Raw genomic sequence first — 22,500 nt, 5'->3', positions numbered from 1 at the left:
CCAAAAACGCCTTCCCCGCTCCGGCGGGGAAGGCCCAGATCCGCGAACATAGATCCGCGAAGCTGGTTGGCCGCGAGTCGACGGGAGGAGCCCCATGAGCACGGTAGCGACAAGCCAGATCAAGCTGACGCCGGAGCATGCGCGGCCACGCGCCTCGGTGCGCTCGCGCCTGCAAGACGCATTGCCGAAGATCGTGCTGGCGCCGAGCTTCGCCATCACCATCGTCTTCGTCTACGGCTTCATCCTGTGGACGATCTATCTGTCCTTCACCAATTCCAAGACCTTCCCGTCCTATGTCCTAACCGGCTCGCGCGCCTATCAGCGGCTGTGGGGCTGGACCTTCGACACAGACCCGCCGTCGAGTTGGTACACGTCGATCACCAATATGGGTATTTTCGGTTTCCTCTACATCGCAATCTGCCTGGCGCTCGGCCTGTTCCTGGCCATCCTGCTCGACCAGAAGATCCGCGGCGAAGGCGTGTTGAGGCCGATCTATCTCTATCCGATGGCGCTGTCCTTCATCGTCACCGGCGTCGCCTGGAAATGGTTCCTGGATCCCGGCCTAGGTCTTGAGCAGACCTTGCATCAGTGGGGCTGGACGAGCTTCCATTTCGACTGGATCAAGAACAAGGATTTCGTCATCTACACGGTGGTCATTGCCGGCGTCTGGCAGGCCTCCGGCTTCATCATGGCTATGTTCCTGGCCGGCCTGCGCGGCATCGACGGCGAGATCATGAAGGCCGCGCAGATCGACGGCGCCACCACCTTCCAGCTCTATCGCCGCATCGTCATCCCGCTGCTGCGGCCGATCTTCCTGTCGGCATTCATCGTGCTCGCGCACCTCGCCATCAAGTCCTACGATCTCGTGGTCGCACTGACCAGCGGCGGGCCCGGCGGCTCGGCATGGCTGCCGTCCAACTTCATGTATGAGTACACGTTCAAGCGCAACGAAATGGCCGTCGGCTCGGCCAGTGCGGTGATCATGCTGATGACCATCGTCGCCATCATCGTGCCCTATCTCTATTCGGAACTGCGGGAGAAGCCGCGATGAGCGCCGTCACCACTCCCGCCCGCCAGGCCTCCGGCGGCGTCAACGTCAAGGTCATCAACCGCATCGTCATCTACGGGCTGCTGGCTCTGTTTGCGCTGTTTTACCTGATGCCGCTGTTCGTCATGCTGGTGACCTCGTTCAAGACCATGGACGAGATCCAGAACGGCAACATGCTGGCGCTGCCCAAGGCGCCGACCTTCGACCCGTGGCTGAAGGCGTGGGGCGAGACCTGCGTCGGCCTCACCTGCGCCGGCATCAAGGGCTATTTCTGGAACTCCATCAAGATGGTGGTTCCGGCCGTTCTGATTTCGACCATGCTGGGCGCGCTGAACGGCTACGTTCTGACCAAATGGCGTTTTCGCGGCGCGACGCTGGTGTTCGGGCTGATGCTGTTTGCCTGCTTCATTCCGTTCCAGTCGGTGCTGCTGCCGATGGCGACCATCCTCGGCAGCCTCGGCCGCTTCGGCGTCACACTGCAGAACTCGGTCGGAACGAGCTTCGGTCTCGGCAACCCGACGGTCAACCTGGTCTTCGTCCACGTCGTCTACGGCATCGGCTTCACCACGCTGTTCTTCCGCAACTACTACGAGGCGTTTCCGACCGAACTGGTCAAGGCGGCACAGGTCGACGGCGCATCCTTCTTCCAGATCTTCCGCCGCATCATGCTGCCGAACTCGATGCCGATCTTCGTCGTTACCGTGATCTACCAGTTCACCAACATCTGGAACGACTTCCTGTTCGCCTCGGCTTACGCCGGCACCGGCGACGCGATGCCGATGACGGTGGCGCTCAACAACGTCGTCAACACGTCGACCGGCGTCGTCGAATACAACGTCAACATGGCCGCCGCGATGATCGCGGCACTGCCCACCCTTCTCGTCTATGTGCTCGCCGGCCGCTACTTTGTGCGCGGTCTCATGGCTGGCGCCGTCAAAGGATGATCTGATGGCTTTTCTGGAAATTGATGGTCTGAGAAAGCGCTTCGGCCAGGTCGAGATCCTGAAAGGGATCGATGTCGAGCTCGAGAAAGGCGGTTTCCTGGTGCTGGTCGGCCCTTCCGGCTGCGGCAAGTCCACTTTGCTCAACACCATCGCCGGCCTGGAGACGATCACCTCGGGCGAAATCCGGGTCGACGGCCGCGCCATCAACGATCTGCACCCCTCTAAGCGCGACATCGCCATGGTGTTCCAGAGCTATGCGCTCTACCCGAACATGACGGTGGCCGGAAACATCTCCTTCGGCATGGAGATGCGCGGCGTGCCGGCGGCGGAGCGCCAGAAGGCGATCGACAAGGTGGCCAAGGTGCTGCAGATCGGCCACCTCTTGCAGCGCAAGCCGAGCCAGCTTTCGGGCGGCCAGCGCCAGCGCGTCGCCATGGGCCGGGCGCTGGTGCGCGACCCCAAACTGTTCCTTTTCGACGAACCTTTGTCCAACCTCGACGCCAAGCTGCGCGTCGACATGCGCATCGAAATCAAGCGCCTGCATGCCACCACCGGCACCACCATCGTCTACGTCACCCACGACCAGATCGAGGCGATGACGTTGGCGACCAAGATCGCGGTCATGCGGGATGGCGAGGTGCAGCAGTTCGGCACGCCGGCCGAAATCTACAACAACCCGAGCAATCTCTTCGTCGCCGACTTCATGGGCTCGCCGGCGATGAACCTGATCCCGGCGACGATCGGTACGTCAGGCAATGCGTTGTCCGTCGTGCTGCAGCGCGAGGCGCGCGAGCCGATCAACCTGCCGATGGCCAATGCGCCGGCGGGCCTGTCGGCATTCCAGGGCAAGCCGATCATCTTCGGTGTCCGTCCCGAAGCCCTGACCGATCCGGAAGGTGCCGAGCGCAACGCCTCGCACATCGCAACCGCGGACTGTCACATCGAGGTCGTCGAGCCGGCAGGTTCGGACACCTTCGCCGTCACCAATCTCGGCGGCAAGGGCGTGGTGGCGCGGCTGCGCGCCGACGCCAACATTCTGCCGGGCACCAACACGCCGCTCGCCTTCAACCTGACAAAGGCGGTGTTCTTCGATCCGGCGACCGAGACCCGTATTCGCTGATGTATGTCGCCCAAAAGTGGATCCGGTTTTGGGGCAACGACATGCATCAAAACAAAAAACTAAAGCGCGTCGGGACGCGATTTAGGCCATGAGAAATCCGGACATCGTCATCATCGGCTCCGGCATCGGCGGCGCCACGATCGCTTCCGGCCTTGCCGGCAGCGGCGCCTCGATCTTGATGCTCGAGCGCGGCGAGCCGTTGCCGGCGACGCCGCACGCGCGCGACACGCGCTCGATCTTCGTCGACGGCCATTATAGGCCGAAGGAGATGTGGCGTGAGGCCGGCGGCGCCGCCTTCAACCCCGGCAATTATTATTATGTCGGCGGCAATTCGAAGTTCTATGGCGCGGTGCTGATCCGCTACCGCAAGGAAGATTTCGCCGCCATGGAGCACTTTGGCGGGGTCTCGCCGGCATGGCCGTTCTCCTATGAGGAATTCGAGCCCTGGTATTCGAAAGCCGAACAGCTGTTTCGCGTGCGCGGTGCACTGGGCGAGGATCCGACCGAGCCGTTCCATTCGATCCCCTACGCCTACAAGCCGGTGCCCGACGAGGCGCCGATCGCCCGCGCCCGCGCCGAGCTGAAAAACCTCGGCCTGCATCCGGCCTCGCTGCCGCTCGGCGTCGACATCGACACCTGGCTGAAAGAGGGCAAGACCGGCTGGGATGCGTTTCCCAACACCGGCCAGGGCAAGGTCGACGCGCAGACAGGACCGCTGACGGCGGCCCTGAAGGACACCAACATCCGGCTCGAGACCGGCTGTTATGTCGAGTACCTGGAGGCATCGACCGACGGCAAAACCATTGCTGCCATCCACTATCGGCAGAATGGTGAGCTGAAAAAGGTCGCGCCGAAACTGGTCATCCTCTCCGCTGGCGCGGTCAATTCCGCCGTCATCCTGCTGCGATCACCGTCTCCTGATGGCAAGGGCCTTGCCAACCGCTCCGATCAGGTCGGGCGCAATTTCATGAACCACAATTCCAGCGCCATGCTGGCGATCGATCCGCGCCGCCGCAACGATGCCGTCTACCAGAAGACGCTGATGCTCAACGACTACTATCTGTCCGACGGCAAGGGCGGTAAGCCGCTGGGGAACGTCCAACTGCTCGGCAAGATCGACGGCAACATGCTGCGGGCCAATGTCAAGTACACGCCGGGATTCGCGCTCGACTTCATGGCCGGCCACGCCGTCGACTGGTACCTTATGTGCGAAGACCTGCCCGACCCGGAAAGCCGCATCATGGTCGACGGCAAGGACATCATCATGCAGTGGCGGCGCTCCAACATGCAGTCGCTCGACGGGCTGAACAAGGTAATGCGCGAAAACTTCCGCGCCTGCGGCTATCCCATCGTGCTGTCGCGCCCCTTCGACAAGCGCACGCCGTCGCATCAATGCGGCACGATCAAGATGGGCGACGATCCGGCGACGGCGGCGCTCGACCCCTACTGCCGCTCCTTCGACCACCGGAACCTGTTCGTCGTCGACGCCGGTTTCCTGCCGAACTCGGCGGCGGTCAACCCAGCGCTGTCGATTGCAGCCCAAGCGCTGCGCGTTGCTGACCACATCCGCAAGACGGACCTCGTCGCATGACCCGCCCCGCCGCCATCGTCACCGGCGGCGCGCGCGGCATCGGCCTCGCCTGCGCCCAGGCACTGGCGGATGCCGGCTTCGATATTCTGGTCGCCGACCTTGCCGAAACAGCCGCTGACGGACTTGCCCCCGACATCGCCAAGCGTGGCGCAAAATTCGCCTATGTCAGGTGCGACATCGCGGACCTCGACACCCATACAGCACTTGTCGATGCCGCGATGCGCGCCTTCGGCCGCATCGACTGCCTGGTCAACAATGCCGGCGTCGGCGCCGTGGTGCGCGGTGACCTCTTGGACCTCAAGCCGGAGAATTTCGACCGCACGCTGGGCATCAACCTGCGCGGCACCGTCTTCCTCAGCCAGGCTGTCGCCAAGGCGATGCTGGCTGCGCCAGGCGATCAGAGATCGATCATCACCATCACCTCGGTCAGTGCTGAAATGGCGTCGCCGGAACGGCCGGACTACTGCATCTCGAAGGCCGGGCTTTCGATGTGGGTGAAGAACCTGGCGTTGCGGCTTGCGCCTGAAAACATCGGCGTCTTCGAAGTCCGGCCCGGCATCATCCGCACCGACATGACCTCAGGCGTGACCGCCAAATATGACGCCCTTATCGACGGCGGCCTGGTTCCGGCCAAACGCTGGGGCGAAGCATCGGACATCGGCGCGGTGGTGGCGACGCTCGCCGGCGGCAAGCTCGGCTTTTCGACCGGCTCGATCATCAATGTCGACGGCGCGCTCTCGGTGCCACGGCTATGAATGGATCAGGAAATGACTGACTATATCATCGTGGGCGCCGGTCCTGCCGGCTGCGTTATGGCCAACCGGCTGAGCGAAGATCCCAGCAATTCGGTCCTGCTGCTGGAAGCCGGCGGCAAGGACTGGCACCCCTACATCCACATGCCGGCGGGCTTCGCCAAGATGACCAAAGGCATTGCTTCCTGGGGTTGGTCGACCGTGCCGCAAAAGCACATGAAGGACCGCGTCTTCTGGTACACGCAGGCCAAGGTCGTCGGCGGCGGCTCGTCCATCAACGCGCAGATCTACACGCGCGGCAATGCCCGCGACTACGACGCCTGGGAGAAGGAAGAAGGCCTCGCCGGCTGGGGCTATCGCGACGTGCTGCCCTATTTCAAGCGCGCCGAAAACAACCAGCGCTACGCCAACGACTTTCATGGCGACCAGGGCCCGCTCGGCGTGTCCAACCCGATTTCGCCGCTGCCTATCTGCGAGGCCTATTTCCGTGCCGGCCAGGAGATGGGCATCCCCTTCAACCCGGACTTCAACGGCGCTGCCCAGGAAGGCGTCGGCTACTACCAGTTGACCCAGAAGGATGCCCGGCGCTCGTCCGCTTCAGTCGCCTATTTGAAGCCGATCCGCACCCGCAAGAATCTGACCGTCCGAACCGATGTGCTGGTGACGCGCATCGTCGTCGAGAACGGTCGCGCTATCGGCGTCGAGGTGGTCGACAGGCCGGGCGGCGAGAAGAAAATCCTGCGCGCCGAACGCGAGGTGATCGTCTCGTCCGGCGCCATCGGCTCGCCGAAACTCCTGATGCAGTCGGGGATCGGCCCCGCAGACCATCTGAAGTCGGTCGGCGTCACGCCGGTGCATGACCTGCCCGGCGTCGGCTCCAACATGCAGGACCATCTCGATTTGTTCGTCATCGCCGAATGCACCGGCGATCACACCTATGACAACTACGCCAAGCTGCACCGCACGGCCTGGGCCGGTCTGCAATATCTGCTGCTGAAGAAAGGCCCGGTGGCCTCCAGCCTGTTCGAGACCGGCGGCTTCTGGTACGCCGACCCGACCGCCGCCTCGCCCGACATTCAGTTCCATCTCGGTTTGGGATCCGGCATCGAGGCCGGCGTCGAGAAGCTGAACAATCCAGGTGTCACCCTGAACTCGGCCTTCCTGCGGCCGCGCTCACGCGGCACGGTGCGGCTGAAGAGTGCCGACCCGTCCGACCACCCGCTGATCGATCCGAACTACTGGTCCGATCCCTATGACCGCGCCATGTCGATCAAGGGGCTGCGACTGGCGCGCCAGATCATGCGACAGAGGGCGCTTGCCCCTTACGTGCTGCGCGAAGTGCTGCCCGGGCCGTCGCTCGCCAGCGACGACGAGCTGTTCGACTATGCCTGCCGCACCTCCAAAACCGACCATCACCCGGTTGGCACCTGCCGCATGGGCCATGACGACATGGCCGTGGTGACACCGGATCTGCGGTTGCGCGGCATCGAGGGCCTGCGCGTTTGCGACGCCTCGGTGATGCCGCGCGTGCCTTCATCCAACACCAATGCGCCGACAATAATGGTCGGTGAAAAAGGAGCCGATCTGGTCCTCGGCCGCGAGCCGCTGCCGCCGGCGGTGTTTTCCGGAAACCGGGCTGCTTAGCCGCTGAGGAGCAAGACATGATCAGGCACTGTGTTTTCGCTAGATTTCGCAATGACGTCGCCGCTACCGAGCGCACGGCGGTCCATGCCGATCTCGAGGCGCTGCGACAGCTGATCGACGGCATGGACGCCGTAAAATTCAGCGCCAATGTCAGCCCGGAGCCGTTCGCACGCGGCTTCACCCATGGCTTCACCATCGACTTCCGCGATGCTGCCGCGCGCGATGCCTATCTTGTGCATGAAGCGCACCAGCGCGCCGGCGCACGCCTGGTCGCTGCCCTGGAAGGCGGCACGGACGGGCTGATGGTGTTTGATCTCGAAATCTAGACTCACCATCAAGCCACGATCGAGTTCATCGACAGATGGCACCGGTCGCTCCTCATTGCACCTCAGCGGGCGTTCGATCAAATGAGCCGCGCGAAAAAGTGACCACCGGTCTTCCCTGAACTGGCTGATAATTCCTCACATCGATGATGGTGGAGGAGGAAGATTTGCCCCTTAATTCGCAGCAGAAGAAGACCGTCCTCGCCTCGTTCCTGGGCTGGACGCTCGATGCTTTCGATTTCTTCCTTCTGACATTCCTGCTCACCGATATCGCGACCGAATTCCACGCCGACGTGCCCGCGGTCTCCAAGGCGCTGTTCCTGACCTTGGCCACACGCTTCATCGGCGCGTTCTTCTTCGGCATGCTTGCCGACAAATACGGGCGCAAGCCGATCCTCATGCTCAACATCGTGAGCTATTCGGTGATCGGCGCGCTGGCCGCCTTCTCGCCCAATCTCGGCATCTTCCTCGCCCTGCGTGCGCTGTTCGGCATCGCCATGGGCGGCGAATGGGGGCTTGGCAGTTCGCTGGCCATGGAATCCATTCCGCCGAGCGCACGCGGCATGGTCTCCGGCATCCTGCAATGCGGCTATCCGGCCGGCTATCTGCTGGCGGCGGTGGTCTATGGCCTGCTCTATCAGCAGACGATCGGCGGCTACACGATCGGCTGGCGCGCCATGTTCCTGCTCAGCTTCGTGCCGGCGCTGATTGTGCTCTTCATCCGCTCGCATGTGCCGGAATCGCCGGCCTTCGTCGAAGCGCAGAAGACGGCTCGACCGGGCATGTGGGAAACCCTGCAGAAACACTGGGGTGTCGCGCTCTATGCCGTCGTGCTGATGATGTTCTTCAATTTCTTCAGTCATGGCACGCAGGACCTCTACCCGACCTTCCTGAAGAAGCAGCACGGCTTCGATCCGCATACGGTGAGCTGGATCACCATCGTCGCCAATATCGGCGCCATCGTCGGCGGCCTGGCGTTCGGCGCGCTGTCCGAAAAGATCGGCCGCGTCAACGCCATCACGCTGGCCTGCCTGATCGCCTTGCCATCGATCCCGCTATGGGCCTACTCGACCACGCCGTTCATGCTCGCCATCGGCGCCTTCGTCATGCAGGTCGCGGTCCAGGGCGCCTGGGGCGTCATCCCCGTGCACCTCAACGAGCTTTCGCCCGGAGCGGTGCGGGCGACCTTGCCCGGCTTTATCTATCAGGCGGGCAATCTCGCCGCGTCCTATGGCGGCCCCTATCAGGCAGGAATCGCGGAAAGCGCCGGAGGCAGCTATGGCTATGCCCTGGCGCTGTTCGCAGGCGTGGTCGCCATCTGCATCATCGTCGTCATCCGTTTCAGTCCGGAACGACGTGGCCAGCTGATGACCGTACTCAACTAGGGTCGAAATCAGCCGAGCCTGAGCGCAACGACACCGGCGACGATGCTGAGCGCGGCGGCACCGCGCCAGCCGGTCATTTTTTCGCCGAGAGCGAAGACCGAGATCATCATGGCAAATAGGATCGAGGTTTCGCGCAGCGAGGCCACGGACGCGATCGGCGCCTTGGTCATCGCCCACATGACGATCCAGTAGGCGGCGCCGCTGAGCACGCCCGTGAACAGCCCTGCCTTCCAGTCGCGCGCCAACACCGGCAGCGCCTTCGGCCCGCGGAAGATGAGGCACAGCACCAAGGCGCCAAAAGCATCGCAGATGAACAGCCAGGCTGCATAGCTCTGCGCGGTTGCCGCCAGCCGTGCGCCGCTGCCGTCGGACAGCGTGTAACTGGCAATGAAGATGGAAGTGCCCAGTGCGAAGCCAACCGCGCGCAGATTGAGTTTTTCCAGATGTGCGCCGCCACGAAACGACATCACCAGCGTGCCGGCCGACAACAGGAAGATGCCGAGCATGGCGAACGGGCCGGGAATCTCGGCAACGACGAACATGCCGCCAAAGGCCGAGAGCAGAGGTGCGGTGCCCCGCGCCAGCGGATAGGTCTGGGCGAAATCGCCGGCCTTGTAGGCGCCGATCAGGAAGGTGCGGTAGCCCATGTGGAAAATGACGGAGGCGATGATGTAGGGCCACACCTCCGCCTTCGGCACTTCGACGAAGGGCAGCACCACGAGTGCCGCCGCGCCCATGCCGAGCGTCATCAGCGTGATCGACAGGAAGCGGTCGAGATGAACCTTGACCAGCGCATTCCAGATCGCGTGCATGGCAGCGGCGGCAAGCACTGCGAAAAAAACGAAAAGCGTCATGTGGCAATGCCGGGCGTTTCCAGGTCGATGTCGACCCGCAACGGAAAATGATCCGACGCAACCTCGCCGATATCGGCACCGATCGAACGCACCCGCCCGGCGAACATGCCGCCGACGAAGCAATGGTCGAGCCGGCGCTTTGCCAATCTGCCGTCGATGGTCTTCACATGGGTATGGAAGTCCGGAACCGGCTCCCCGGCAACGGCGGCGGCATCGACGAAACCGCTGAGATAGGCGGCACCCCGATGGTAGGGCGTGCTGCCGACGATGTGGCGATATTCGACGCTGCCCGGCTCCATGTTGAAATCGCCCATCCAGATCGCCGCCAGCGGGTTTTCCGGCTCCGCTTCGCCGCTGGTCCAGTTGCGCGTGGGCTCGTCGTCGACGCCGCTCCACGGCCCGCCGTCGGACGGTGCCCGGCGATGCTCGGCCAGGAGATAGTCGATCTGCTCCAGCCGCTCCTCGGCCGCGATATGGGCGAGATGCAGCGACAACATCCGCACCGGCCCTGCCGGCGTGCGGATCATGCATTCAAGTGCTGCATTGCGGGTGTTGAGCGGCCGCAGCGTGCGGCGCATCGGCAGCGCATGCAGCCGCGACCAGACGATCGGCAGTTTCGACAGCACCATGGTGCCGAACTGGCGGCGCCGGTTGACCAGGCGGCCGTCATGCCGCTCGCTGGCGTCCATGTCGAAGGCCGGGCCATAGACCCAGTGATAGTCGGGCAGCAGGCTGGAAAGCAGTTCCGGCTGATCGTCGAAATTGCTGCGTTGCCAGTGACGCTCGACTTCCTGCAGTGCAATGATGTCGGCGCCGGCAACGATGCGCGCGGCGCGCGAAAGATCGTAGCGCCCGTCGCTGCCGAACCCGTACTGGATGTTGTAGCTGACCAGCTTCATTGCTTATCCGGCTCAATTTCGTGTTGGCAGTAGCGGTTCGATGCCACGGTTGCAATGTGCAGGAGAATGGACGTGGCTTGGACCAGCCTTGCCCCTGACCGGGATCATGCACCGATCCCGAAGCACCTCGGTATCTTCCGTGCGCCGGAAAACGGCGTGCGATGCCTCAAGTATTCAGCGGCTGGAACCGGCCGGGTGGCGACGCGGCCAGTTCGGTCCAGTCGATCTCTTCCTCAAGGCGATGATAGGCTTCGTCGCCAATCGTCCCGTTGCGGCGCAATTCCTCCAGCGCGTCGCGCTGGCTCTTGATCGCATAAAGACGCAAGCGGTCATATTCGGTCGCCGCCTGAGCATCGTCGGGGTTTTTGGCGATCTTGCGTTGAGCGGCATATTGCTCGCGCACCGCGGCCGCCGCGTCCGATGTCTTGCCGCTCAATATGTCGAGCGCCGCCTGCATGACCACAACGCGCGCCTGCGCAACCTCGCGGTCGACCGTTTCGTCAGGATTGAGATTCAAAAGGCGCAGCAGCGGCTTCAGGCTCATGCCTTGCAGCACCAGCGTGCCGAGGACGACCGTGAAGGCAGCGAGCACGATCGGGTCGCGGGCCGGGAATTCAGCCGGCAGGGCGAATGCCGCCGCAAGCGTCACCAAACCGCGCATCCCGCACCAGCCGATCAGCACGCCGCCACGAAACGACGGAGCGTCACGCTGACGATCAGCCACGCCGAAACGGTCAAACCACCTGATGATCGCGCCGCACCCCAGAACCCAGACGAAGCGTGAGACGATGACGATGGCGAGCACTGTCCCGGCCAGGACGAACGCATCGGTCTGCCCCTGCCCGGCAAGCCGGCCGACGATCGTACGCGCCTGCAGGCCCATCAGCACGAAAGCCAGAACATTGAGCACGAAGACCGCCGTTTCCCAGACGGAATAAGAGCTGATGCGGTTTCTGGCCGGCATGCGGCGCGGCGCGGTGCGGGCGATCGTCATGGCATAGACGACTATGGTGATGATGGCCGACAGTCCGATCCTGTCGGCCAGGATCCAGACCCCGAACGTGCCGGCAAATTGCACCACAGTGCCGCTCGCCGGGTCCTCGATCCGGCCCAGCGTCATCAGAGACAACCGGCCAAGCAGATAGCCGGCCGCAAGACTGCCGAGCGTGGACAGCAGGATCATCGGAACGGCGCTGCTCAGCAGAATGGAGCCTGCTGCCGCAGAAATCGCCATTCGGTAAATCAGCAGCGCGGTGGCGTCGTTAAGCAGGCTCTCGCCTTGCAGAATGGCAGTGATGCGATGCGGCACCTTGAACTGGCCAAGCACGGCCGATGCCGCAACCGCATCGGGCGGCGCCACGATGGCGCCAAGCGCTATGGCCGCGGCAATCGGCAGACCTGCCATCGCCCAGCCGGCCAGCGCCACCGTCGCTGTCGTGAAAAGGACGGCACCAAGCGCCAGCAGCACAAGCGGCACCTTGTAGCGGTTGAGATCGCGCAGCGACGTGTCATAGGCGGCGTCGAGCAGCACCGGCGCGATGAACAGGGCAAGCGCCAGTTCCGGGTCGATCTCGATGGTCGGCACGCCAGGCACGAAGGCGATGGCCACCCCTGCCAGCGCCAGCAAAGAGGGATAAGGAACCTGCACGCGCCGCGACAGCGCCGTCAGCGCAACGGCGATCAACAGCAGAACGAGTGTCAGTTCGAAAAGAACCATGGCCTCTTATAGCCGGGAAGCGAGATTCTGGCAGCGGCAAAGCGGCTGGAAATTGTTGATTGCCCGGCAAGCTCGAGCCGGCAGAAAATACCTCGAATTGCTTCCTGACAAATCGCCGTCCACACCGACATTGAAATCATCTGATATGGGGCTCGCTTAAACGCGGACTTCCCTGCACTGCAGCCCATGCCACGCGGGCGGAAGCATCCTTCCCCCTTCGCTAACCGGGATACAGCCATTCATTCCAAACAAGCGCAGCAGCCTAGTGCAGCACGAGCATATCGCTCGAAGAAAACGAGATCTCGGCCTTCTCACCAACTGCGGGGGGCGGCGTTGCCGGGCTGTTGAACGTGTCGAGCGAGACCGTGTTGCCGCCGATGCCGACACGAACCCGGATGACCGATCCGAGGAAATGCACTTCGGAGATTTCTCCGGATAGGCTGGAGTCACGGCCAGGCTGGCGGCCCAGCGAAATAGCTTCCGGACGCAGCGCCAGGGACAGCGTGTCGCCCGACTTGGAACCGTTGAGCTTGCCCTTGAGCGAGACCTGTTCGGAATTGACCCGCACCGTGCCCGCGGCGGCATCGGTGACGGTGCCTTCCAGCACATTCAGCGTGCCGACGAAATTGGCGACGAACTTGGTTGCCGGCCGGTTGTAGATCTCGAATGGCGTGCCGACCTGCTCGGCCTTGCCGCCATACATGACGGCGATGCGGTCCGAGATCGACAGCGCCTCTTCCTGGTCGTGCGTGACGAAGATGGTGGTGATGCCGAGCTTCTTCTGGATCGACCGGATTTCCTCGCGCAGCGACACGCGCACCTTGGCGTCGAGCGCCGACAGCGGCTCGTCGAGCAGCAGCAGCTTTGGCTTCGGCGCGATGGCGCGGGCTAGCGCGATGCGCTGCTGCTGGCCGCCCGAGAGCTGGTAGGGATAGCGATCCGCCATCTGCGGCAGCTTGATGATGCCGAGCATCTCGGCGACGCGGGCATCGATGTCCGCCCTCGGCATGCCGGCGACCTTCAAGCCGAAGCCGATATTCTGCGCCACGGTCAGGTTCGGGAACAGCGCATAGGCCTGGAACACCATGCCGACATTGCGCTGGTTGGGCTTCAGTCTCGTAATGTCCTTGCCGCTGACGACGATCGTGCCCGCGCTCGGCTCCTCGAAACCGGCAACCATGCGCAACACCGTCGTCTTGCCGCAGCCGGATGGCCCGAGGAAGGAGACGAATTCGCCGCGCTCTACGTCGAGATTGAAATCCTCCACCACCGTGGTGGCGCCGAAAGATTTTCGAACGTGCTGGATGGAGAGGAATGGGTCGGCCATGGCGTGGTTCTCTCGATCAATTTGGGCGGTTCGCCGATTTCGGCGCGAAGCGGGACAGGATCTGGATCAGCGACATGCAGCCCCAGGTGATGGCGAAGGCGATCACTGCAAGGGCTGCGGGCTCGTATGCACGGTTGGCGCCGATGTTCTGCAGATACGGGCCGAAAGCCGGACGGCTGAGCAGGCTGGCCATTGTAAACTCGCCAATGACGATGGCGAAAGTCAGGAATGCGCCGGACAGCACCGCGATCAGCACATTGGGCAGGATGACGCGGGTGATGATGGTGCCCCAGCCCGCACCCAGAATTTGCGCGGCTTCGGTCAGCGTACGCACATCGATGGTGCGCAGACCGGTGTCAACGGCCCGATACATGTAAGGCAGAGACAGCGTCGTATAGCCAATGACAAGCAACGCGTTCGCACCCCAATTGCTTGCCAAGAATGGCAGCGGCGAGTTCGAGCCGTACATCCTGATATAGCCGAAGACGATGACGATTGCCGGAATGACCAGCGGCAAAAGGGTGATGAATTCGACGATTGGCCTGAGCTGAGGCAGACGCAGCCGGATCCAGTATGCCGCCGGCACCACGATCAGCACCCCCAGGATAATGGTGCAGAGCGCAGCGATGACTGAAAAGAGGAAAGTTGACTGGAAGCGCGCGTCTCCCAGCACGACTTGATAGGCGTCGAAGGAGTGGACGCCGCGCCGCATGCGCAGCGAGAACTCGACCGTCGCCATCAACGGAATAAAGAAATAGGCAGCCCCGACAACAAAGACGACCCAGGCCCAGAACTTACCCGACTTCATTTGAGCCACCTTTCGGACCGAGTCCGAAACCAGATGTAGAAGACATTCGCAAGCCCGGTGATGACGATCATGCCAAAGGCTATGGCATAAGCGAGTTGCGGGTTGTGCAGCACGTCGCCATTCATCTGCGAGTAGAGCTTGATCGGAACGATATTAAGCGTCGGACCGGCAAACGCATAAGCGGTGGCGATGGCGCCGAAGGCGTTCGCAAACAACAGGATGACCGTACCGAGAAAACTCGGCCATATCACAGGGATGACAACCATGCGCCAGTACTGCGCCTGCGTGGCACCGAGCGTGGCCGCAGCCTCGCCCCACTCCTTCTTCAAGCCGTCGATGGCTGGTACGATGATGACCACCATCAGGGGAATCTGAAAGAACAGATAGACCGCGATCAGGCCCGTTGTGGTGAGAAAATTGAAGCCCATCGCGTAAATGTTGATGTTGAGCACGTCACGCAGAAGCGTCGTGACGATACCGACGCGGCCGAGCGTAGCCAGGAACGCGAAGGCGAGCGGCAAGCCGGCAAAATTCGAGGCGACGCCCGAAAACGTCAGGGTCGCGGAGCGCGTCCAGCTTGGCAGTCCGCCGCGCACGATCGCGATCGCGATGGCGAGCCCGGCAAACGCCCCGATGATGGCCGACCAGAAACTGATCTTGATCGAAGACCAGTAGGAATTGCTGATCGACGGATCGCTGACCAGCTGCAGAATATTGTCGAGCGTGAACCCGCCTTCACCGTTCCGGAAGGCTCCCACGACGAGATAGAGCGTGGGCAGGATCAAGAACATTAGGGCAAAGATGAAGAACGGCGCCACGCCGATCCATTGCGTTGGCAAGCGGAAGGCGGTCGCCTCCTTCGGCGGCACCGGCTTGGTGGCGAATGCCTGATTTGAAAGCGAGAGATCGGTCATGCGCCGGCTACCGTCTTCGAGGAAGGACCGGGCGGCCTCGCGGCCGCCCGGTGGATTTCAAGTCTTACTTGACGTTGGCGCCGACAGTGGCGTCCCAGTTCTTGCTGATAGCTTCCTTGGCCTTAGCCTGCTCGTCGAGCGACGGGAACGCGGCCGAGGCATAGGATTCCGCCGGCGGCAGCTTGGCCAGCACGTCCGCCGGGATCTTGCCGTTCTTGGCGAGATCGTTGAAGCGGATCGGGTGGCAATAGCCCTTCAGCCAGCCGATCTGGCCTTCGTCGGAGTAGAGGTATTCCATCCACAGCTTGGCTGCATTCGGATGCGGCGCGTAGGCGCTGATCGCCTGCACGTAGACGCCGGCGACGACGCCGGTCTTCGGCACGATGACGTCGACGGGCGGGTTGCCCTTCAGCGTGTCGCGGCCGGCGAGCGCGTTGTAGTCCCAGTTGATCAGGATCGGGGTCTGACCCTGGGCAAGCGTTGCCGGCTTGCCCACGACCGGAACGAAATTGCCGGCGGCGTTGAGCTTCTTGAAGAAGTCTAGGCCAGCAGTGCCGGCAGCTTCACCGGCTGCGGCGCCACCGGAAAGGCCGGCGGCGTAGACAGCCTGGATGGCCTGGTTTGAAACGCGCGGATCGCCGGCAAGAGCGACCGCGTTGGCGAATTCCGGCTTCAAGAGGTCGGCCCAGTCGGTGGGCGATTCCTTGATCAGGTCCTTGTTCACCATGAACGACAGAACGCCGTAATAGTCGCCGTACCAGAAGCCGTCGGCATCCTTGGCGCTGTCGGGGATCGAGTCCCAGGTCGACACCTTGTAAGGCTGGATCAGGCCATCGGCCTTGGCGGTCGGGCCGAAGGACAGGCCGACGTCGATGACGTCGGGCGCCTGCGGGCCCTTGTTGTCCTTGTTGGCCTTGATCGCCTCGACCTCGTCGCCGGAGCCGGCGTCGGGGTTGAGTTCGTTGACGGTGATTTCCGGATACTTCGCCTTGAAACCTGCGATGACATCGCCATAGCCGCACCAGTCATGCGGCAGCGCGATGGTGGTGAGCTGGCCTTCCGCCTTGGCAGCCTTGACGAGATCGTCCAGCGAATCCGCGGACGAAATCACCGTCGACGCGAAAAGCGCCGCGGCCGAAAGGGAAAGCACTTTCCCCGTGAACTTGAACATGTGTTCTCTCCGTTGAACTGACGCCGTTGGACGCCTGCGATGCGGTATCGTTTTCATGTGACAGCCAGATGAAAGCTTTGTGAAAGCGGCTGCTCGCAGTGCGAAAAAGTAAACTCTTTTTAACCTGATGTAGCAATCGCTCCGCGATTCTTTTTCCGGCTAACTAGTTTGTGCCTTGCCCGTCATCCTCCCCCTTGTTTTCATAGCCCCTTTTCAGATCACTTTGCGGCGCGGAAAACGCCTCAGACCGTGCCGGCAATGGCGTTTTCGAGCAAGGTCAGCGCCGCCTTCTTGGTCAGCTTGACCGGGTTACCGCCGGCGGTCGGATCGACCACCGCCATGTCGGCGATCAGCGCCTTGCGTTTCTTGTCCATGTCGAGCCCCTTGATAAGGCCCGGCAGCGCATGCGGCACCTTCAATTCCTTGCGCAGCTTGATAATCGCCTTGGCGAACCCGTCGAAGCCGCCCTTGATGCCGCAATAGGCGGCGAGCCGGCCGATACGCTCCTCGATGGAGTCACGGTTGAAGGCGAGCACATAGGGCATGAACACCGCATTGGTCATGCCGTGATGGGTGTCATAGAGCGCACCGACCGGATGCGACAGCGAATGGATGGCGCCGAGCCCCTTCTGGAAGGCAGTGGCGCCCATGGCGGCGGCGCTCATCATGTGGGCGCGCGCGACGAGATCCCTGCCGTTGGCATAGGCCTTCGGCAGGTTCTCGAAGACCAGCCTCACACCTTCGACGGCGATGCCGTCGGCCATCGGATGATAGCCCGGCGCGCAATAGGCCTCGAGACAGTGGGCGAGCGCATCCATGCCGGTGCCGGCGGTGATGAAGCCGGGCATGCCGACCGACAGCTCCGGATCGGCAATAACGATTGCTGGCAAAAGTTTCGGATGGAAGATGACCTTCTTGGTGTGCGTCGCCTCATTGGTGATAACGCCGGCGCGGCCAACTTCCGATCCGGTCCCGGCGGTGGTGGGCACGGCGATGATCGGCGCGATGGCGTCCGAATTGGCGCGCGTCCACCAGTCGTCGACATCCTCGAAATCCCATACCGGCCTGACCTGCCCGGCCTGGAAGGCGATCAGCTTGCCGAGATCGAGCGCCGAACCGCCGCCGAAGGCGATGACGCCGTCATGCTTGCCCTTCTTGAACACGGCGATGCCGGCGGTCAGATTGGACTCGACCGGGTTAGGCCTGACCTCGGAGAAGACGCCGTAGGGAACCTTGGCGTCGTCGAGTATCTTCAGCGTCGAGGCAACGACCGGCAGTTTCGCCAGTCCAGGGTCGGTGACGAACAACGGCCGCTTGATGCCGGTGGCCGCCAGCACCTCAGGCAATTCCTTGATGCGGCCGGCGCCGAAGCGGACGGTGGTGGGGTAGTTCCATTTGGAGATCAGCTTGGACATTTTTGTCTTTCAATAAATCAGATGGCTTCGCGCAGATGGAATGATTTCGGCCGGGTCAGATTGTCGTAGCCGATGGCCGACAAGCCCGCACCCTTGCCGGTGTCCTTGACGCCGGTCCAGACCAAGGCGGGGTCGAGGTAGTCGCAGCGGTTCATGAACACCGTGCCGGTCTCGACGCGGTTGCCGATCGCCACGGCATGCTCGGTATCACGCGTCCAGATCGAAGCGGTCAGCCCGTAGGGACTGTCGTTCATCAGCGCGATCGCCTCTTCGTCGTTGCGCACCTTCATGATGCCGACGATCGGGCCAAAGCTTTCCTCGCGCATGACGCTCATCTGATGATCGACTTCTGTCAGCACCTCAGGTGCCAGATAAGGCGAACCAGCCTTGTCGTTAGCCACCTTCATGTTGATGTGCGCCTTGGCACCCTTGCGCAGCGCTTCCGCCTTCTGTTCACGGATCAGGTCAGCAAAGCGCGCTTGCGCCATCGGTCCCATCGTCGTCGCCTGGTCGAGCGGATTGCCGACGACATAGTTCTTGGTCTCGGCGATGAAGCCTTCGACGAATTCGTCATAGACCTTCTCGTGCACATAAACGCGTTCGATGCCGCAGCAGCACTGGCCGGAATTGTAGAAGGCGCCGTCGACCAGATTGGCGACCGCATGGTCCATCTTGGCGTCGGGCAGCACATAGGCCGGATCCTTGCCGCCAAGCTCGAGGCCGAGCGTCATGAAGGTGCCCGCCGCCGCTTTTTCGATGGCGCGGCCGCCGCCGACCGAACCGGTGAAATTGACGTGGTCGATCTTGCCCGAGCCGAGCAGCCTTTCGGTCTGGGCGTGGTTCAGCACGACATTCTGGAACACACCCTTGGGCAGGCCGATCTTGTCGAAAGCCTGCTGAAAGCGCTCGCCGACCAGCAGCGTCTGCGCCGCATGCTTCAGGATCACGGTGTTGCCGGCCATCAGCGCCGGCACGATGGTGTTGACGGCGGTCAGATAGGGATAATTCCACGGCGCGATCACCATGACGACGCCGAGCGGGTCTTTCTTCACATAGCGGCGGAAACCGTCCTTCGGGTTGGAGGCCGGCACCGATTTGAGCGCCTGCTCGGCGATCTCGACCATGTAGTTGGTGCGTTCCTTGACGCCGCCGAATTCGCCGCCATAGCGCACGGGGCGCCCCATCTGCCAGGCGATTTCCGGCACGATCTCGTCGGTCATCGCGACCAGCGCTTCCAGCATAGCCAACATGTACTTGCCGCGCTCGACGATAGGTGTCTCAGCCCACTTCTCTTGCGCCGCCTTGGCGCGTTCCACTGCGGCGTTGATCGCCTGGTCTGTAGCAATCGGCCGCTCGGCATAGATCGAGCCATCGACGGGGGTAATGAGTTTGACCGTCTCGGTCATTTTGTAAGTCCTCGTATTCTACAACAAAATCGTGTGGCCTGGCGCTGCCCCTCGTCTGCCTGCCGGCAGCCTCTCCCCACGGGGAAAGGCTAAGAGTGAAGGGGTGGCGCCGACGAACCGCCGATACCTAATACCGCTCGAAACCTCTGTGCAGTTCCCAATCCGTAATCCGGCGGTCGTATTCGAACTGCTCCCACTTTGCGGTGTGGACATAGTGTTCGAGCACATCCTCGCCGAGCGCCTGCTTGAGCATCTTCGACTTCGCCAGCGTGTCGGTGGCATCGCGCAGCGTCTTCGGAATCTCCGGCAGGCGAGATGCCTGATAGGCATCGCCGACGAACGGCTTCTGCAATTCCAGCTTTTCGTCGATGCCGGCAAGGCCGGCGGCGATCAGGGCTGCGAAAGCAAGATACGGGTTGAGGTCGGCGCCACCGATGCGGCATTCCATGCGGATGCCCTTGGTGCCCTCGCCGCACAGGCGGAAGCCTGCGGTGCGGTTGTCTTCGCTCCACATGATCTTGGTCGGCGCGAAGGTGCCGGCCTGGAAGCGCTTGTAGGAGTTGATATAGGGCGCCAGGAACCAGGTGAATTCCTTGGCGTATTTGAGCTGGCCGGCGGCCCATTGCTGGCCGAGTGTCGACAGCGTCCAGTCGGCCTTTTTGTCGAAGAACAGCGGTGTCTTGCCGTCGGCGCTCCACAGCGAATTGTGGATGTGGCTGGAATTGCCGGCGAGCCCGTAATTATACTTGGACATGAACGAAATCGCCTTGCCCTCGGACTCGGCGATTTCCTTGGCGCCGTTCTTCAGGATGACGTGGCGGTCGGCCATGTCGAGCGCCTCGGCATAGCGCACATTGATCTCTTCCTGGCCAGGACCCCACTCGCCCTTGGAATTCTCGATCGGAATGCCGGCCGCTTCCATTTCGTTGCGAAGCCGGCGCATGACGCCTTCTTCCTTGGTGGTGATGCCGATCTGGTAGTCGCCGATATAGGGCGATGCGGTGTCGAGACCTTGCCAATGCTTCTTGCGGGCCGAATCGTAGGTCTCGTTGAACAGATAGAATTCGAGCTCGGATGCGAAATAGCCGATATAGCCGCGCTCGCTCAGCCGCTTGACCTGCTTCTTCAAGATGGCGCGCGGCGAATGCGGCAGGTCGTCATGCGTGTGGTGGTCGAGCACGTCGCAGATCACGAGCGCGGTCTTTTCCAGCCAGGGAATGCGCCGCAGCGTGGCGAGATCCGGCTTCATGACGAAATCGCCATAGCCCTTCGACCAGCTCGCCGCCTTATAGCCCGGCACCGGCTCCATATCGATGTCTGCGGCCAGCAGATAATTGCATCCATGCGTTTCGTCATGCGCGGAATCGACGAAGTACTGCGCCAGGAAGCGTTTTCCCGCCAGCCGTCCCTGCATGTCGACGATGCAGGCCAGCACGGTGTCGATCTCACCGCTGGAGACCGCTTTCTTCAACTGATCGAACGAGAAATTTCCGGCCATTCCTTTGGCACTCCAGCGCTTGGGCTTTGAATGAGTTGAACGAAACCATGGCCGGCACGATGCCGGCCATGGCCATGATGGTCGAGGTCAGTGGCCGGTTTCGCCGACTGCCTGTTCGGCCGCCTTGATGGCCGCCTGACGCGCCGCAATGATGTCGCCGAGCGGCGGCCCCTGGAAGCGGCGCTTCTCGAAGCCGAACCAGACGACTGCCGTCAGGATGAAGAAGCCGACGGTGATGTAGAGCGCCCAATCGTTCGGCGGCTGGATGCCGATGATGAAGATCAGGATCATTGAGACGATCGACAGGAAGGCGAACAGCATGAACACGCCGCGCCCCATGTTCCAGGGACCCATCTTGTCCCACTTCGGCGTGCCCCAGGCGAGCATGCCGAGCACGATCGGCACGGTGAAGGAGAGGAACAGGAAGATGACGGTGCAGGAAACCACGATGGTGTAGGCCGAAGTGCCTGCGACCGAAACCAGCGTCGAACCCCAGACGAACAGCACCGACAGGATCGAAGCCGTCCAGATCGCCGCCACCGGCGTGCGGTAGGTCGGGCTGACCTTGGCGAGTGCCGCCGAACCCGGCAGGCCGCCGTCACGCGAGAAGGCGAAGATCATGCGCGAGGCAGACGTCACCGTGGCAAGGCCGCACAGCAGCTGCGCGACGAACACGACGAGGTAGACGAACTCCTTGATGCCGGGGCTTACACGCTGGTCGAAGGCCCAGAAGAACACGTTCCAGCCCTGCTTGGCGGCATCGTCCATGTTCGGGATCATCAGCACGAAGGCGGCCAGGAACAGATAGCCGAAAACGGCCGACCAGATCACCGACATGACCATGGCGCGCGGCACGGAAGAAGCCGCCTTGATGGTTTCCTCCGAGGTGTGCGCGGAAGCGTCATAACCGGTGATCGTGTAGATCGGCAGCAACAGTCCGAGCGCGAACACCCAGGCATTCGAGACGGATGGCCACACGCCGGCGCCTGCGTCCCCGGAATAGTTCTTGAAGGTGAAGAGACGGCTGAAATCCCAGGTCTCAGCGGAAGCCAGGCAGACGATGGCGATCAGGATCGAGCCGAAGAAGATGAGATAGCCCGAGAAATCGGTCAGCTTCGCCGTCAGCTTGATGCCGAGATGGTTGATCAGCGCCTGCGCGCCGGTGATGATGATCAGAAAGATCATCTGGTTTGTCAGCGTGCCTTCGATTCCGAGCGTCGGGCCGAAAGCGCCGATGAAAAACGTCCAGGTGCCGACATTGATGGCGCCGAGCACGGTGATCAGGCCGAGCAGATTGAGCCATGCGGTGACCCAGCCGGTGCCGCGGTTGCCGAGGATCGAACCCCAGTGATAGAGGCCGCCGGCCGTCGGATAGGCCGAGCTGATCTGCGACATGGCGACCGCAAAGGTCAGCGAAACGAAGCAGCCGACCAGCCAGCCGATGCCGATGCCGATGCCGCCGGCGCCGGAGGTGGCCTGGGCCAGCGAATTGATGCCGCCCGACAGGATGCAGATGATGGAGAAGGAAACGGCGAAGTTCGAAAAGCGACTGAGGCGCCGCTCCAATTCCTGGGCATAGCCCATGCTGTGGAGGTGCTTTACGTCCTCCGCCTTGTCAACTTCAGTATAACCCGGTGCTGCCATTTTAGTGTCCCCTGTTGGTTTTCGGGTCGGGATGAGATCC

General features: G+C 62.4%; 19 protein-coding genes. 8 read left to right on the top strand and 11 right to left on the bottom strand.

Going from position 1 to position 22,500, the window contains the following annotated elements; translation table 11 throughout:
* The first annotated feature begins 94 nt into the window (after nucleotides 1–94).
* From LB519_RS24215 to LB519_RS24180, 8 genes are all read left to right on the top strand, one after another.
* Nucleotides 95–1,051, top strand: a complete 957-nt coding sequence (locus tag LB519_RS24215) for a carbohydrate ABC transporter permease (protein ID WP_024502750.1) — start codon at nucleotides 95–97, stop codon at nucleotides 1,049–1,051.
* Nucleotides 1,048–1,992, top strand: coding sequence for a carbohydrate ABC transporter permease (locus LB519_RS24210; RefSeq protein WP_024502751.1), 945 nt, complete (start codon nucleotides 1,048–1,050; stop codon nucleotides 1,990–1,992). Before LB519_RS24215 ends, LB519_RS24210 begins: the two co-directional genes overlap by 4 nt.
* 4 nt (nucleotides 1,993–1,996) lie before the next feature.
* Nucleotides 1,997–3,112: an ABC transporter ATP-binding protein gene (locus LB519_RS24205; RefSeq protein ID WP_224621353.1), complete on the top strand. Its 1,116-nt coding sequence runs from the start codon at nucleotides 1,997–1,999 to the stop codon at nucleotides 3,110–3,112.
* 88 nt (nucleotides 3,113–3,200) lie between these two features.
* Complete coding sequence (locus tag LB519_RS24200; protein WP_013529696.1) at nucleotides 3,201–4,703, top strand: GMC oxidoreductase; 1,503 nt, start codon at nucleotides 3,201–3,203, stop codon at nucleotides 4,701–4,703.
* Nucleotides 4,700–5,458, top strand: a complete 759-nt coding sequence (locus tag LB519_RS24195; protein ID WP_013529695.1) for a 3-ketoacyl-ACP reductase — start codon at nucleotides 4,700–4,702, stop codon at nucleotides 5,456–5,458. The genes LB519_RS24200 and LB519_RS24195 overlap by 4 nt, the downstream gene beginning before the upstream one ends.
* A gap of 12 nt (nucleotides 5,459–5,470) precedes the next feature.
* On the top strand, nucleotides 5,471–7,099 hold the full coding sequence (locus LB519_RS24190; RefSeq protein ID WP_013529694.1) for a GMC family oxidoreductase: 1,629 nt from the start codon (nucleotides 5,471–5,473) through the stop codon (nucleotides 7,097–7,099).
* Between the two features lie 17 nt (nucleotides 7,100–7,116).
* The gene (locus tag LB519_RS24185; protein WP_013529693.1) at nucleotides 7,117–7,425 is read left to right on the top strand and encodes a Dabb family protein; all 309 of its coding nucleotides are present in this window, start codon (nucleotides 7,117–7,119) and stop codon (nucleotides 7,423–7,425) included.
* Nucleotides 7,426–7,571: 146 nt separating this feature from the next.
* Complete coding sequence (locus LB519_RS24180; RefSeq protein WP_013529692.1) at nucleotides 7,572–8,807, top strand: MFS transporter; 1,236 nt, start codon at nucleotides 7,572–7,574, stop codon at nucleotides 8,805–8,807.
* Between the two features lie 8 nt (nucleotides 8,808–8,815).
* On the opposite strand, the gene LB519_RS24175 is transcribed toward LB519_RS24180, so the two are convergent.
* The 11 genes from LB519_RS24175 to LB519_RS24125 all read right to left on the bottom strand — a co-directional run bounded on the left by LB519_RS24175 (nucleotide 8,816) and on the right by LB519_RS24125 (nucleotide 22,460).
* Nucleotides 8,816–9,661 carry an EamA family transporter gene (locus tag LB519_RS24175; protein WP_013529691.1) on the bottom strand — a complete coding sequence of 282 codons (846 nt, stop codon included), beginning with the start codon at nucleotides 9,659–9,661 and terminating at the stop codon, nucleotides 8,816–8,818.
* On the bottom strand, nucleotides 9,658–10,560 hold the full coding sequence (locus LB519_RS24170; protein ID WP_224621352.1) for an endonuclease/exonuclease/phosphatase family protein: 903 nt from the start codon (nucleotides 10,558–10,560) through the stop codon (nucleotides 9,658–9,660). The genes LB519_RS24175 and LB519_RS24170 overlap by 4 nt, the downstream gene beginning before the upstream one ends.
* Nucleotides 10,561–10,726: 166 nt before the next feature.
* On the bottom strand, nucleotides 10,727–12,277 hold the full coding sequence (locus tag LB519_RS24165) for a cation:proton antiporter (RefSeq protein ID WP_027161381.1): 1,551 nt from the start codon (nucleotides 12,275–12,277) through the stop codon (nucleotides 10,727–10,729).
* Nucleotides 12,278–12,539: 262 nt separating this feature from the next.
* A complete protein-coding gene (locus tag LB519_RS24160) occupies nucleotides 12,540–13,604 on the bottom strand; it encodes an ABC transporter ATP-binding protein (protein WP_013529688.1) in 1,065 nt (354 codons plus the stop codon).
* Nucleotides 13,605–13,620: 16 nt separating this feature from the next.
* A complete protein-coding gene (locus LB519_RS24155) occupies nucleotides 13,621–14,412 on the bottom strand; it encodes an ABC transporter permease (protein WP_013529687.1) in 792 nt (263 codons plus the stop codon).
* Nucleotides 14,409–15,203, bottom strand: coding sequence for an ABC transporter permease (locus LB519_RS24150; protein WP_224621361.1), 795 nt, complete (start codon nucleotides 15,201–15,203; stop codon nucleotides 14,409–14,411). The genes LB519_RS24155 and LB519_RS24150 overlap by 4 nt, the downstream gene beginning before the upstream one ends.
* Before the next feature lie 187 nt (nucleotides 15,204–15,390).
* Complete coding sequence (locus LB519_RS24145) at nucleotides 15,391–16,497, bottom strand: ABC transporter substrate-binding protein (protein ID WP_013529685.1); 1,107 nt, start codon at nucleotides 16,495–16,497, stop codon at nucleotides 15,391–15,393.
* 242 nt (nucleotides 16,498–16,739) lie between these two features.
* The gene (locus LB519_RS24140) at nucleotides 16,740–17,912 is read right to left on the bottom strand and encodes an iron-containing alcohol dehydrogenase (RefSeq protein ID WP_013529684.1); all 1,173 of its coding nucleotides are present in this window, start codon (nucleotides 17,910–17,912) and stop codon (nucleotides 16,740–16,742) included.
* A 17-nt stretch (nucleotides 17,913–17,929) separates the two neighbouring features.
* On the bottom strand, nucleotides 17,930–19,318 hold the full coding sequence (locus LB519_RS24135) for an aldehyde dehydrogenase family protein (protein WP_224621351.1): 1,389 nt from the start codon (nucleotides 19,316–19,318) through the stop codon (nucleotides 17,930–17,932).
* 127 nt (nucleotides 19,319–19,445) lie between these two features.
* Nucleotides 19,446–20,816, bottom strand: a complete 1,371-nt coding sequence (locus LB519_RS24130) for a glutamine synthetase family protein (protein WP_013529682.1) — start codon at nucleotides 20,814–20,816, stop codon at nucleotides 19,446–19,448.
* 87 nt (nucleotides 20,817–20,903) lie between these two features.
* Nucleotides 20,904–22,460, bottom strand: coding sequence for an amino acid permease (locus tag LB519_RS24125; RefSeq protein WP_013529681.1), 1,557 nt, complete (start codon nucleotides 22,458–22,460; stop codon nucleotides 20,904–20,906).
* Nucleotides 22,461–22,500 lie beyond the last annotated feature (40 nt).

The organism is Mesorhizobium sp. AD1-1, assembly GCF_020164655.1.
GTDB lineage: Bacteria > Pseudomonadota > Alphaproteobacteria > Rhizobiales > Rhizobiaceae > Mesorhizobium > Mesorhizobium ciceri.
The sequence above is the reverse complement of the archived record's forward strand: the minus strand, read 5'-3'. Positions and strand labels throughout refer to the sequence as shown.